This is a genomic window from Streptococcus sp. 263_SSPC (assembly GCF_001071995.1).
Taxonomy (GTDB): domain Bacteria; phylum Bacillota; class Bacilli; order Lactobacillales; family Aerococcaceae; genus Granulicatella.
In genome coordinates, this window is sequence record NZ_JVNU01000036.1 from 1 (window position 1) to 13,480 (window position 13,480).

Below are 13,480 nucleotides of genomic sequence, written 5' to 3' on the forward strand. Positions count from 1 at the left end.
TGATATGCTCCCTCTAAAGTAGACACTAAAAAAAGTAAACTACTTTAGAGGGGGTATTTTTTAGATTGGCTAAGAAACATACTGCAAAAGAATTAGAACGATTCATAGAATTGTATTTAGATGGTGTGCCTTTTCGTGAGCTGCGTAGTGAATATGGTTTAAAGATTTCACCTGGAGCATTTAATATGTATTTTTTGAACTATAAAGCAAATGGACCTTCTGCATTAGAAGATCGAGACGGGTTTAACACTTATACAAAGGAATTTAAAGAAAAGGTGGTTAAAGAGTTTTTAGAATCGAAAACCTATTTAAGAGTAATCGCAAGAAAATACAAAATTCCTTCTGCTAGAACTGTACGAAATTGGATTATTAAGTATACTAATGGTGAGGCCACGAAGGCCTACGATCCTAAGCCAGAGGTGTACACTATGAAATATAGAAAAACAACGCACGAAGAAAGAATCCTTATCGTCAAAGACTGTATTCAAAATCAATTAAACTATAAACAAACCGCACAGAAATATAACGTTTCTTACAACTTGGTGTATCAATGGGTAAAAAAATATCAAAAATATGGTCCTGATGGATTAATAGACAGTCGAGGGAAACGAAAACCAGAAAATATACAGACAGAAACTGAGCGTATTCGTGCAGAAATGGCAATATTAAAGGCGCGAAACGAATATTTAGAAACAGAAAATGCCGCACTAAAAAAATTACAAGAAGTGGAAAGCGAGTTGATGTTTGCCAAACGAGATTTGAAGCGGAATATCAAACGATTAAAAAATTAAGTAAAAGAGGATTTCATATTACTCTATTATGTAAAGTGTTAAAAGTTAGTAGAGCTGGCTATTATAAATGGTTAAATCGTGTCCCTTCGGAATCTGAAAAACGACTACGTCGTTTAATGGAATTAATAGACGAAGTATATGAATCTGTTCAAGGTATATATGGATATCGTCGTATCACAATCTATTTAAACTATTATAGAAATGCAAAAGTGAATCATAAATGTATTCAGCGTCTTATGAAACTAATGGGATTAAAGGCAGTTATACGAAAAAAACGTTATCGTTATAAATCGAACACTGAAGAATACACTGCAGCTAATATTTTAAATCGAGAATTTAAAAAAGAGTACGAGCCAATGGCTCTACTATTAACGGATATCACTGAATTGAAGTATGGGAAGGGAGAAAAAGCTTATTTAAGTGCAGTTTTAGATTATGGTACAAAGAAGATAGTTGCATATCAAATATCTAAGCAAAACAATAATCAAATCGTTAAAGATACTTTTAATCAAATAAAAAGGAAGATAATTCCAACAAAAACAATGATTCATAGTGATCGAGGATTCCAATATACTTCTCATTTCTTTAAGCACTTTATAGAAAAAGGACAAATAACACATAGTATGTCCCGTCCTGGAAGATGTATCGATAATGGACCAATTGAAGCATTCTGGGGGACATTAAAGGAAGAAGTATATCGTTTATATCATTTCAAAACCTATGAATCTCTTTTCAAGAAAATTGAGGAGTATATTCAGTTCTATAATAAGAAAAGAATTACTTTATCAATGGGATTAAAAATCCCAGCATAAATAAAAAGACGAGTTCTTATGAACTCGTCATACACTTTAATTATTTTCCTGTCTACTTGACAGGGTGCACTTCACTGCCAGGTCTATGAAGCTTTGTTATATTTTTATCGGACGGATTTATTGAGAAAAATGCTCGTCTCCGTATAATTTATTCTTTACTTGAAAACCACTCATTTGCCCACTCCAAGACAGGTAATTCTCGGTTCGCCAAGAGTACGCCCCACGGTTTCGCTGCGCATCGTTTGTACTCTTCGAATGCTTCTTCGTAAGTGAGTTTTAAGGTCGATAGCTCAAATTCCTCTAGTTCTTCTGGAGTCATCTCTGTTTTCCCAAAACTTGTCACGAGACAGAGGAAATAGTGGTTCACATTATGACGGTGAATCTGATTGTAGTAATCGCTCACCGTGCCAATCTTGCACAGCACCTCCACGTTAGCGCCAAGTTCTTCCTTCAACTCCCGATGAATAGCCTCTTCAGGAGTCTCTCCTGCCTCCACGCCACCGCCAGCTGTTTCGATAAAGGCTCCATTGCCGAAAATATCGTCCCTAACTACACGAACAAAGTAGAAAAATCCTCCCTCGTCTACAACGATTGCACGAGCAACATGCCGATCATGCGTAATCTCCGTCTTCTCCCACTGCGTATCTTCTAATGTTAATGCTAATTCCTTCACTGCCAAACTCTCTTTCTACAGTATTTCTCTACGTAAATATCATTAGTAACACAAATAGTACAAGTAATCCAGCGCCTAAGGTTAACGCAACCTTCCCAACACGCATCGCATCCGCATCTGTTCGGCTACCAACTTTCTTACGTGCTTCAAAATCATTGATAAGCCCAAACTTATTTTTGAATACAATGTGATATCCAAAAACCGAAAATGTAATTCCTAGTGCGAGTAAGATTAATTTTAAAATTAACATATTTACCACCTCAGATTCTTACTAAAACCATCACGATTTCGACCTATTCACTATTATTATCTCTCCTACAAACTAAAAAAACAATTCTAAAACTTACATCCAATCCATTCCTACCGCTTCTTTTAATATTATTTGGAACATGATAAAATAATAACAAATAACCATTTGGGAGGGTTTTATGAAAAACAAAAGCGTATTAGGTTCTGTGACACTTTTATCAGCTTTAATAGTAGCGGCGTGCGGTACCGGGGAAAAGAAAGCACTTGAAACAACTGTGGCGCTAACAACAGAAGCAACTACAACTGCTCCTACAACAACTACCATCGCTTCTTCTGAGACAAAAGAAGTATCTCTTGCAGATACTCAACGTGTCGGACGTGAAGATGTTGGTTATTTCAACGTTCCTAAAGATTGGGTAGCATACAAAGACCCAAACGGTGGCCCTCAATTCCAATATGCTTCCAAAGATTCATACAACATGATTACGATCAATGGATATGACAAAGACCAATTACACGTGAATGCTGGGGAAACTTTTGGGGCAGAGTTACTAGCTAACCGTTTATATGATGGCTGGCAATATAATCCTAAAGTCGAAAAAACGCAAAAGGAAAAGACAAAATTTGCTGGTGAGGATGCTTTCCTTTTTAAGATTCAATTGAAAGATGGCAAATACTTGTTCCAATGGGTTTTCCAAAGAGGCGAAAAAGTATATGACGTTTTACTGGAAGGAACAGAGAATACAGTCGCCACATTAAGACCTGTTTTAGAACAAACATGGGGCTTAGATTCTAAAACTCCAGGGCAATAATCCACTACTGCTAAAAAAAGCTGAGTTGTACAATCAGTCTCTTTTCACATTTCTATAAAAATTAGTTCACTATTTAAATTTAATCTAAAGAATGGTAAAATAACCTTGTGACAACAACCTTTAAGGAGAACAATCATGATGAAAAACAAAATTTTATTAGGTTCTGTGACTGTCCTGTCTGCTTTATTGGTAGCAGCTTGCGGAAACGGAGAAAAAAAAGCAACGGAAACAACGGCAGCTCCAACAACAGAAGTAACTACAGCTGCGCCAACTACAACAGCTCCAACGACAACTGCGGGTGCTTCTTCTGAAACAAAAGAAGTTTCACTGACAGATACTCAACGTATCGGACGTGAAGATACTGGGTATGTCAACGTTCCTAAAGACTGGGTAGAATTCAAATCTACCAATGGTGGCCCACAATACCAATACTCAGCACTTGATGGATACAATATTGTGACATTAAATGTCCACACTAAAGAACAAGTAAAACCTGGCGATGGTGAGACATATGGCGCAGAATTGGTTGCGAATCGTTTATATGCTACATACCAAAAAAATCCTAGTATTGAAAAAATCCAAGGCGCTAAGACAAAAGTTTCCGGAATGGATGCTTTTCTAATTCAAATTCTTACAAAAGATGGTAAATATTTCTTCATCTGGGTCTTCCAAAAAGACGACAAAGTATATTCAACAAGCTTTGAAGGAGATAAAGATACTCTTCAAAAAATGTTTGACTTAATTGAACAAACATGGGGCTTGGATCCAAAAACTCCAGGGAAATAATTAGTATTTAAATAACTGAGGCTAATCACTATGATTAGCCTCTTTTTTATACACTATCGTTCCCCTTTTTAACCAAAAAATTCTCTACTTGCTTTTTATTTTACAAGTGGTATAATACAAATATAATAAAACCCGTTAAGGAGAACAATCATTATGAAAAACAAAATTTTATTAGGTTCTGTAACGCTTCTATCTGCTTTAATGGTAGCCGCTTGCGGAAACGGAGAAAAGAAAGCAACTGAAACAGCGGCTGCACCAACAACTGAAGTCACTAAAGAAACTACGGTTGCTCCAACTACAACAGCTCAAACAACAACGCCTGGATCTTCTTCTACCAAAGAAATCTCACTGGCAGACACTCAACGTGTTGGGAACGAAACTCTTGGCTATGTCAACGTTCCTAAGGACTGGGTTGTATTAAAAGATCCAAACAACGCTGAAACCTTCCAATATTCTTCAACAGACAAATACAATATTCTATATCTAAATTCTTATAGTAAAGATAAAGTTAAACTTAATGATGGCGAAACGTTTGGCGCAGAATTAATTGCGAACCGTATCTTCTCTAATTTGAAAAGTGATAAAGACCAAACTAGTCTTCAAGGCGTAAGAGCTGACTTTGCTGGTGAAAAAGCTTACTTAATAAAAGCAACTTTTTCAGATGGAAAAACCATGTTCGAATGGATTTTGCAAAAAGGAGATAAAGTTTATCTAGTCGCAATCGAAGGTACAGAAGAAATGGTTAAATCATTAAGACCTGTTCTCGAACAATCTTGGGGCTTAGATTCAAAAACTCCAGGACAATAATCACTCACATACTAAAAGAGACTGATTTTCGTAATCAGTCTCTTTCTTTGTCTTTATGCTCTTTTATTCCACTCTTCGCGTAAAATCCCATACTTCACACTGTCATAATACTGACCTTGGTAGTAGCGAACTTTCCGAATTTGCCCTTCTTTTAGGAACCCTAATTTCTCGGCAACGGCCATCATTCCACCGTTCCCACTCCAAGTCGTCATGCCAATATGTTCGAGCGCATCGGTTTCATGGAAAATGTCATCCACCCACTTCGTTAGTGCAATGGTCGCAATTCCCTGGCTCCATAACTGGTCGTCATAGATCACAATTCCGATTTCTAGCCATCGTGTGGCTTCATCCTCCCATGATTTTGAAACCATCCCGACAGGCTGACCGTTAGCGACAACACATCTGCAATCGTCGCTCATTAAAAAGCCCGCAATCGGGCTTGCTATGAAACTTTTGGCGTCATCGAACTTACGATAATCATTAAAATACGGTGCGTTCAACTTCGTCCACTCTGGCTTCTCCGTTGAAAAACCAATCTTCCAAATCGTTTCAAGGAAGCTTTTATTAAAAGGAACTAGTTGCACCTCTGTCGTTTTCTTTAAGCTTTCCACTGATTCATTCCTCCTTCTACATTTACCACGTCAAAGCCTTTTGTCTCCAAGAACTGACACGCACGCTCCGAACGCATGCCACCTTGGCAAATCACATAATAGCGTTTCGACGCATCCAATTGCTCGTATCCATTCTCTAACGTGCTTAGCGGCGCATTCAATGCACCCTCGATATGCCCTGCTTGGAATTCATCCACTTCACGAACATCTAGAATCGTGATGTTCTCTTTTTGATTCAACGCTTGAAATGCTACTGGTTCAATTCTTTCCATTTTCTTACTCCATTTCTCCTACTTCATTTCTTCTCACTTCCTACTGTATCGTATTTCAGCGAAAATACAAAGCGCCATGCACGAATCCATGCACGGCACCTGTCATTATTTAATATTATGTTTGTTCATCTTTTGTTGGAAAATTCCAGTGATGATTTCGCGCAATTCTTCGCGTTCTTTTTCAGGAAGTTCTCCTTCTTGTTTTGCGACTGCGTAAAGTTCAGGATTTTCTTTCGCGATGCGTTGAACAGTTTTTGTTGTCGCATGGCCTCTTACTAAGAACGGAATTGTCTTAATCCATTCTTCTGGCACTAACGCTAGAATTTTCTTAGCAGCTTCTTTGTCCGTCAACACCGCTGTGCTCAATCCTTTTTTAATTTGTTCTTGTTCTTTTTCTGTAAAATCTTTTAGATCCATCTCTTATCCCCTTTTCTAACTCTAATCTCTACCCTATTTATTATAATCAAATCGGATGACTTGTGCATCCACATCAACTTGGGCATGTACTCCAAAAGGAACAATACAGCGTGGTGTCGCATGTCCAACATTCATATTGTAAACAATAGAGACCCCTTTGTCCTCCAGCTCCTCTAATAGGACTGCTTTGTATTCTTCGTAATGAATTTCATTTTGAGGTTTACCTACTAAGACACCAGAAACTACATCAAAGATTCCATACTGTTTTAAAGCTTGGATCATCTTTCGATACAACTCAACACTTGGTCGTTCCTCGCTTGTTTCCAACAACAGAATTTTCCCACTCCAGTCTTCAAGCGTTGGAAATAGCTTATATTTCTGAGTAAGCTGTACAGAATCTGCATATCTTGAAGAATCGAAACAATCATACATTGATTCTAAGCATCCTCCTAGAACAGGCCCACTAAACTGAGCGTTTCCTTTTAATAATTCAAACCCTTGATTTGGAAAACTTGGCATCGAAACCCCTAATCCTTTTTCGCTAAAATCTTCTCTCTCCTGATACCAAACGTCACTTGGCCGAATTTCTTTAATTCTTCCCGTTGTCAGTAATTCCTCAAAATACGATTTCGTATATGGGAGCATTTCCGTTGAAAGTTCACATACATCCGGTAAGAATGCCTGTCCATAAAAGCTTTGAATGCCAACTTTATGTAACATTAAATGATTCATTGTTATATCTGAAAAACCTAAAAAAATCTTCTGTTTAGCAACCTTTTTAAGCACGTCCTGTTCAAATAAGTAAGGGAGTAGGCGATAAGTATCATCCCCGCCAATCGCAGTTAAAATCATATCAATCGAGTCATCTTGAAATGCATCTAGCAAGTCTTGCGCTCTACATTCTGGATGTTGCTTAATAAATTCAAGCCCTTTTAAAGCATGAGGTAAAAATTCAACTGCTACACCGTACTCTTCTAAACGTTTTTTTCCAAGATTGAGCTCATGCTGAATGAAGTTCTCTCCCATTATTCCGCTAGATAAGCTAACGATTCCTATCTTCTTTACTTTCATCGAACTCTCCTCTGTTTCCTATTTTCTGTAGTTTTCTGCTTCATGCCCCTAAATATTTAATATAGATTTGACACGGATTCCATTCATCCCACAAAGTCGGGAAGCATTCTAACTCCTTATACCCCATCGCCTTATAAAAAAGATTCGTGCGATCATACTGTTCATAATGTCCCATTTTTACAGTCTTCACTTGGGAATAAGTATACCCTAATTTCCCAGCTAGTTGTTCATACGCCTCATTTAATTTTTTGCCGATTCCTTTCCGGTGAAATTCCTTTTTGACTCCCATCACAAAAATATCTGCACAATCCTCACTCGTAGCATTCAACACAACGTATCCTGCGAGCTTATCCTCTACAAAACAAGCTATAAACGGTTTGTCCATCGCATCATCGACATATTCCTGCGTACTTTCTGGCATTCCAAACCATTCCGGAAGATCATATAAAACTTCTTTTGAAATCAATTCTTTTTCTTCTTTATCTATAATTTCTCTAATACTCATGTTCATCTTTAGTGTCCTACTTTCTATAAAACTACTAGCACTAGTGCTCTTCGTCGTTTGTTTTCTGTTTCAGAATTCTTATTAAACTGTACCGTCATTATACCAAATAACGGGAGAAGAGGATATTCTCATCCAACCATTTTCCAGCACATCAAAAACACCTGTAGTACTTTGAAACTGCTACAGGTGTTATCGTTACTTTATAGATTCACAGGACTGACTGCTAATCGTCCAAAACAGAAAGGTTCTCTTCCACGCATCATTTCTTTTTCTTGGGTTTGGGAGCCGCCAGTTCATCATAGATAGCCTTAAACAAATCCGTTAAGTACTCCTTATCTTCTACATTTTCCATCAGTAGCATTTCTTTTTTCCCTTCATATGTGCGTTCCAATGAAGCGTCAGGCATCATTCTCTGGCAGTTGTGTCATTTTTGATTAGGAATCGATCATCATAAATGCCGCCGACAACCTTTTCTCGGTAATACAAAATATATTCCCCCATCATTGCTCTATAGCGGATATCCTCTAATCTCGATATTTGTTCTGAAATATAGGCTAAGTATTCCTTGCTAGAAGCCATCCTTTCTTCCTCCATCGCTACTTCCAAATTCTATGTTCAAGACGAATAACTTATTTTTACTTCATCTCTACCCATTTATCGTTATCCATAATAAACGGCTTCGCTAGGCCTTCTCCGGTATAGTCTTGATATTTCGTTTCAAGATACTTGTAGACATCTTCTTTCGTCTTGAACTTAATCGCTTGGTATGGCTCCTCGAAGGTGAGTTTTTCGACAAAGAGGAACCCGTCCCCCGTTGGCACTAAGACTCCCACATGGCCGATAAAGAGCGATTCACCGTCCAAATTATCGTGAATCACGACTGAGAGCATACGCGCATTCTCGTCAAAAGTAAATTGCGATAGGAACTGTTCCATCTTCTTCGCATGCGTCTTCACGTCTGTGGTTGCTTCCGTTTCCACACGCGAGAACAAACGATTCAAGTCTTCTTTTTCATCCGCACTAAAGAGATGTCCCTTGTCAATCGCATCATTATCGATAAATAAGAGCTCGCTATCCGCCGCAATCTTCGGAATCGTAATGTTATTCTTCAACAACGCATACGTATTGATGCGGCAGTTCGTTCCAACAAAATCGCCGTGTTTTGCAGTCCAAAGCGAACTGATTTTCTCAACGTCATACTCCGTTTTTGTAAATGACGCAAAATTCCCTTGCAAGCCTGTCTCGCCGACAATCGCATTGTAGTCATTCACGAACTCTAAGAACTTCTCCACACTTTCTTTATCTAAATATGCAGACAACAACGCCTTCACTTCTTCAACACTTGAAGGATTGCTGATGTTGGTATAGGTCGCAACCCATTGCGGTGCTTCCTGAGTCTGTGCGGCCACGGTTGTTGTCTCTGGAGCAGCCTGGGTTGTCGTTTCTTTTTGCGTTTTGGCGCATCCTGCTAAGCCAATCAGCACGGCTGCACAAAGTCCTAATTTTACTGTTTTCGAAATACTCTTCATTCTTTTCTCCCTTTCACTGTCGTTTTCTACGATTACCCAGCGATTCATCCTCAACTTTAACTTCTCCACGGCATTTGTGGATTTTCCCTCCAAGCCTCGTTTCCTAGAGGTAAGTCTTTGATTTCCCCGATAGATGGATCGAGCTCGTAGGCTTGTTTCAAGGTCACTAACATCAAGTCCTCAATGGTATGCTCCTCATTGCATAGAAACTGCCACATGCCATCGTCCTCGTCGTGACTTACATATAGAATTCGCTTCTCTCCTCTTGCAATATGCTTGCACAGTATCGTTGCCGTATTTGGAACCTCACAAAATGGAAAACTCATAACCATCCTCCTCATTCTACTCGTATCGACGAACCGTTGAATGCGGTTCCATCCTTCACTTATAATCTATCCTATTCTCTAGAAAAATACAATAAAACCTTTGTGAATTTTAGGAAAAGGATACAAAAAAACGAGCACCCGAAGATGCCCGTTTCGTTTTAGAATAAATCAAAAATTAACTTGAAGTTTAAAATCGTTAGGATAACGGCTACCGCGTATCCAAGGAAGGTATTCCATTTAGCGTTGGTAAATTCGCCCATGAGTGATTTCTTCGATGTGAAGTAAATCAATGGGAAGATAGAGAATGGTAACGCCACTGATAAGAATACTTGTGAGTAAACCAAGAGTTGGTCCAATGTTTTTTCTTGCGAACCGAATACCATCGCTACGACAATCACCGGTAGTAAGGCGAATAAACGAGTCACAAGACGGATAATCCATTGTGGTAATTTCATATGTAAGAAACCTTCCATCACGATTTGTCCTGTCAATGTTCCTGTAATTGTTGAGTTTTGTCCACTCGCTAAAAGCGCCACGGCAAAGAGTGTCGATAATGTCGAACTTGCGACCGCTCCAGCAATCTTCGAATCTTGCAATGCATTGTACATTTGCGAGAAGGCAGAGATTTCAGATGCGTGTCCGAAGAATAACGCTGCCCCTAAGATTAATAGGAGTGAGTTCACGACGAACGCTAAGCTCAACTGGATGTTTGAGTCCCATGTCATGAAACGAACAGCTTTACGAACATTATCTTGATTTGTGTAATCCACTTTTCTCGTTTGTGAGAGTGATGAATGCAAGTATAAGTTATGCGGCATTACGGTTGCCCCGATAATCCCTAGTGACAATGTTAAAATGCTATCGTGTCCAGGAGTTGTTGGTTCGAATAACTGCGCCGTTGGTAGGAATCCTGTGAAAATTCCTGAAATACTTGGTTCTGCTAACGCTACTAAATACACGAAAATTAAAAGGATTGTTAAAATCAACGTTGATATAATTGCTTCGATTTTCTTAAATCCAAGCTTCATAATTCCAAGAAGCAAGAATACGTCCAGAACCGTAATAAAGATGGCCACCATAATTGGAATTCCAAACAAGAGGTTCAAGGCAATGGCTGATCCAAGTACTTCCGCTAAGTCTGTCGCCATCAGTGCTAATTCGACGATCACCCATAAAATGTGACGAAGCCATTTTGGTGCGTGATGCGCTGTGGCTTGCGCTAAGTCCATACGCGTTACAATCCCAAGTTTTCCTGCCATTTGTTGCAACTGCATTGCGATTAATGACGAAATAAGGATTACGAAGAGCAATGTATATTTGTACGAAGCCCCTCCGACCACGCTAGTAATCCAGTTACCTGGGTCCATGTACCCTACTGCTACGAGCGCTCCGGGTCCTAAGAAGGCTTTTAAGTTCTGCCAGAAATTATTATTCTTTGGCGTCTCAATCGATTGGTTTACTTCTGAAAGTGATACTTTTTTATGAGTAGACATTATTTTCTCCTCTTTCTGTTGTAAATGATTTTCATTTTTTGTAAATTCTCTGAAAACAATTCGTGTCCAATAAAAAGCAGTACCTATTATAGCACTCATGCACTCATCGTGCAATGTGAGATGTTACTATAGGTACTGCTTTTTCAAATTATTTTAGGGAAACCTTAATCGGATACCGCTTCACGGCTTGAGGTAACTCTTCCAGCAGCGCATCATTAGTTTTGCTTTTTCCCATGAAGAACATGGTCGTGGTTCCATCCTTTTGTTCAATGATGACGAAATAACGAGCACCTCCACCTTTTCGACCGCGCATGAAATCAAACGAAATCCGGCGAATAGATGATAGAGGAATACGACGCTTTTTGAAACAGAACGCCACGTGAATGTAAAATATTCCTTTTGCGATATGAAAAGCTGCCATGAACGGACCTCCGCTTTGTTTTGCGGCTGTCCATCGGCGAACGAAAATGACAAGCACACATGTCGCAATAAACACTGAACTCACTAGGAATACCAGCGGAATCCCAAATCTCGCTCCACTTTCTATTGTTGCCATTGTCGTTCCTCCTTTGCATCAACGATTCGTTATGCCAATTTGTTTTTATATATTTTTGTCGCAATCCATACAATGACGATTGCCATAACTAAAATTCCAGTCTCAGCAATCCCAGCTCCCACGACATTTCGTTGATAGAGCGCTGCAAAGCCATCCGCCATCATATGTAGTAAAACGGCCCCGCATAAATATTTTTTATTCTCTGCAATGACACTGTAGTAAACAATGATGGTACAGCCAATATGAATCCCCATTGAACTGATTCTTTCGAGAACCGTCATCACAGCTGTTTCAACATTAAACTGTGCCGCCGCTTGAAAACTTTGCATGGCGAAGGCTGCATTCTTCTCAGTAACATGTAATGCAGTTAGCGTAGAATCGACACGTCCATTCTGAATCGATGTCGCAATCACTAAGTAAAGTAGAATTGATGGAAGGACAACTGTTAGAACTTCGATAGCTCCATGCCCAATTCCATACAAAACTGCATTTTCACGCGTACGATGCTTTTTCATAATGTGTTTTAACACGATATAGCGACCACATTCCTCAAAAATCCCTGCCATCGCCATTCCATATAACACGAATGCTACAGTATTTCCATTTAGAAACTGAGAAATCGGATTCTCTGCTAGTAAAAAGAAATAATGGAAGCCTGCTTCAAGAATACGGGCAGAAACAATAAATCCTAGTGCCCCAGCAACGAAATAACTGATTTTCACTTGACCTTTATGACTTCGCATCCAATAAACAATAGGTAAAATTCCTATCAAAAGAAGCAAAATAATCGTCACGATTAATGATGGAATCGCGGTTGGTCCAAGAACGATTTGATTAAATCCACTCATGCTTGATCACCGTCCCAAATTTCAATACAGAATCCTTTATGGCCACACTCTGGGCAAGTTAAATTCCGAGTTGTTGGCGTATGCTTTGCAAAGAAAGCCTCTTTCTTTCCTGGTTTAAATTCTTGATGGCACTCAGGGCAAATATATTTAACGTGTTTGTAATAATAGTTGCATACCCAAATAAGCCAACCCGTTGCCAAAAGAGCCCATAGCGCAAATCCCCACCACATTCCTTTGAAAATCCAGAATGCAATCGACACCCACTGAAGCGCTCCAACCACCAATCCTGTTGAAAGTATAATCCGGTAAAGTTTTTTGAGTTGTTTCTTACCTTTCATCACTACTGCTATGTCCGCAATGGATTCAAGTGAGAAGGATTCTTTGTTTTGGACTGTCGACTGTAATTCACGTAATTTTTCCAATTGCTCTTGTTTCTCTTGAATTTCTTCCATCAACAGACCTTCCTGTTGTTCTATTAAAATCGAAATGACTTTTTCAGGATGTTCTTCTTCTAATAATTGAGAAATGGCATCGATAGGTACATTCACTTCTCGAAGAAAACAAATCACTTTTAGACGTTGAAGATCACTTTCAGAATATAATCTTCTTCCCCCTTCAGAAAGTTCTGTCGGAATCAAGATACCTCTTTTGTCATAATACTGAACGGTTCGAACAGTCACGTTGCAAAGTTTCGCAAGCTCCCCTGTCGTATATTTTGACATAGCTTTCACCTCCTTATTGCCTGCATATTACTACATTACGTAGCGTTACAAGCAATACCTGACGCTAGGGGATTTTTCATTTTTCTATTAAATACTATATTAAATGCTAATTTTATCTTTTTCCACCTCTTTTAAGTAAGTTTTAAGTTCATGGTGCAAATTATAGTTAACCAAACGGAAAGGAGAAGCTCCCCAACCAG

The 13,480-nt window shown here is 38.9% G+C and carries 18 protein-coding genes and 1 pseudogene; 5 read left to right on the forward strand and 14 right to left on the reverse strand.

Annotation, left to right across the window (positions count from 1 at the left end; genetic code table 11):
* Window positions 1-65 precede the first annotated feature (65 nt).
* Together ADH02_RS05755 and ADH02_RS05760 are read left to right on the forward strand one after the other, a co-directional pair.
* Window positions 66-791: a helix-turn-helix domain-containing protein gene (locus tag ADH02_RS05755; RefSeq protein ID WP_048782331.1), complete on the forward strand. Its 726-nt coding sequence runs from the start codon at window positions 66-68 to the stop codon at window positions 789-791.
* Window positions 779-1,603, forward strand: coding sequence for an IS3 family transposase (locus ADH02_RS05760; RefSeq protein ID WP_048782334.1), 825 nt, complete (start codon window positions 779-781; stop codon window positions 1,601-1,603). Before ADH02_RS05755 ends, ADH02_RS05760 begins: the two co-directional genes overlap by 13 nt.
* Window positions 1,604-1,751: 148 nt before the next feature.
* On the opposite strand, the gene ADH02_RS05765 is transcribed toward ADH02_RS05760, so the two are convergent.
* Together ADH02_RS05765 and ADH02_RS05770 are read right to left on the reverse strand one after the other, a co-directional pair.
* Window positions 1,752-2,276 carry an NUDIX domain-containing protein gene (locus ADH02_RS05765; protein ID WP_048783336.1) on the reverse strand — a complete coding sequence of 175 codons (525 nt, stop codon included), beginning with the start codon at window positions 2,274-2,276 and terminating at the stop codon, window positions 1,752-1,754.
* 28 nt (window positions 2,277-2,304) lie between these two features.
* Complete coding sequence (locus ADH02_RS05770) at window positions 2,305-2,526, reverse strand: hypothetical protein (protein ID WP_048783338.1); 222 nt, start codon at window positions 2,524-2,526, stop codon at window positions 2,305-2,307.
* A gap of 178 nt (window positions 2,527-2,704) precedes the next feature.
* Between ADH02_RS05770 and ADH02_RS05775 the strand changes: the two genes are divergently transcribed.
* The 3 genes from ADH02_RS05775 to ADH02_RS05785 all read left to right on the forward strand — a co-directional run bounded on the left by ADH02_RS05775 (window position 2,705) and on the right by ADH02_RS05785 (window position 4,930).
* Complete coding sequence (locus ADH02_RS05775; protein ID WP_048783340.1) at window positions 2,705-3,337, forward strand: hypothetical protein; 633 nt, start codon at window positions 2,705-2,707, stop codon at window positions 3,335-3,337.
* 135 nt (window positions 3,338-3,472) lie between these two features.
* Window positions 3,473-4,123: a hypothetical protein gene (locus tag ADH02_RS05780; protein ID WP_239681746.1), complete on the forward strand. Its 651-nt coding sequence runs from the start codon at window positions 3,473-3,475 to the stop codon at window positions 4,121-4,123.
* Window positions 4,124-4,276: 153 nt separating this feature from the next.
* The gene (locus tag ADH02_RS05785; RefSeq protein ID WP_048783342.1) at window positions 4,277-4,930 is read left to right on the forward strand and encodes a hypothetical protein; all 654 of its coding nucleotides are present in this window, start codon (window positions 4,277-4,279) and stop codon (window positions 4,928-4,930) included.
* A 53-nt stretch (window positions 4,931-4,983) separates the two neighbouring features.
* Here the strand turns inward: ADH02_RS05785 and ADH02_RS05790 are convergent, their stop codons facing one another.
* From ADH02_RS05790 to ADH02_RS05845, 12 genes and pseudogenes are all read right to left on the reverse strand, one after another.
* Window positions 4,984-5,541 carry a GNAT family N-acetyltransferase gene (locus ADH02_RS05790; RefSeq protein ID WP_048783344.1) on the reverse strand — a complete coding sequence of 186 codons (558 nt, stop codon included), beginning with the start codon at window positions 5,539-5,541 and terminating at the stop codon, window positions 4,984-4,986.
* Window positions 5,529-5,813, reverse strand: coding sequence for a rhodanese-like domain-containing protein (locus tag ADH02_RS05795; RefSeq protein ID WP_048783345.1), 285 nt, complete (start codon window positions 5,811-5,813; stop codon window positions 5,529-5,531). The genes ADH02_RS05790 and ADH02_RS05795 overlap by 13 nt, the downstream gene beginning before the upstream one ends.
* Window positions 5,814-5,918: 105 nt before the next feature.
* The gene (locus ADH02_RS05800; RefSeq protein ID WP_048783347.1) at window positions 5,919-6,230 is read right to left on the reverse strand and encodes a hypothetical protein; all 312 of its coding nucleotides are present in this window, start codon (window positions 6,228-6,230) and stop codon (window positions 5,919-5,921) included.
* 33 nt (window positions 6,231-6,263) lie between these two features.
* Entirely contained in the window at window positions 6,264-7,301 is a 1,038-nt protein-coding gene (locus tag ADH02_RS05805; RefSeq protein WP_048783349.1) for a S66 family peptidase, read from the reverse strand.
* Window positions 7,302-7,341: 40 nt separating this feature from the next.
* Window positions 7,342-7,812, reverse strand: a complete 471-nt coding sequence (locus tag ADH02_RS05810; RefSeq protein ID WP_048783352.1) for a GNAT family N-acetyltransferase — start codon at window positions 7,810-7,812, stop codon at window positions 7,342-7,344.
* 253 nt (window positions 7,813-8,065) lie between these two features.
* A pseudogene (locus ADH02_RS05815) lies at window positions 8,066-8,385 on the reverse strand (TfoX/Sxy family protein).
* Between the two features lie 56 nt (window positions 8,386-8,441).
* Window positions 8,442-9,335 (reverse strand): DUF4300 family protein, encoded by an 894-nt coding sequence (locus tag ADH02_RS05820; protein WP_048783354.1) that lies wholly within the window; start codon window positions 9,333-9,335, stop codon window positions 8,442-8,444.
* Window positions 9,336-9,391: 56 nt separating this feature from the next.
* A complete protein-coding gene (locus ADH02_RS05825) occupies window positions 9,392-9,661 on the reverse strand; it encodes a hypothetical protein (RefSeq protein WP_048783355.1) in 270 nt (89 codons plus the stop codon).
* A gap of 158 nt (window positions 9,662-9,819) precedes the next feature.
* Window positions 9,820-11,154 carry an Nramp family divalent metal transporter gene (locus ADH02_RS05830; protein ID WP_048783357.1) on the reverse strand — a complete coding sequence of 445 codons (1,335 nt, stop codon included), beginning with the start codon at window positions 11,152-11,154 and terminating at the stop codon, window positions 9,820-9,822.
* A gap of 148 nt (window positions 11,155-11,302) precedes the next feature.
* Entirely contained in the window at window positions 11,303-11,710 is a 408-nt protein-coding gene (locus ADH02_RS05835) for a hypothetical protein (protein WP_048783359.1), read from the reverse strand.
* Window positions 11,711-11,739: 29 nt separating this feature from the next.
* Entirely contained in the window at window positions 11,740-12,558 is an 819-nt protein-coding gene (locus ADH02_RS05840) for a YhfC family glutamic-type intramembrane protease (protein ID WP_048783361.1), read from the reverse strand.
* Window positions 12,555-13,280: a MerR family transcriptional regulator gene (locus tag ADH02_RS05845; RefSeq protein ID WP_048783363.1), complete on the reverse strand. Its 726-nt coding sequence runs from the start codon at window positions 13,278-13,280 to the stop codon at window positions 12,555-12,557. Before ADH02_RS05845 ends, ADH02_RS05840 begins: the two co-directional genes overlap by 4 nt.
* Between the last annotated feature and the right edge of the window lie 200 nt (window positions 13,281-13,480).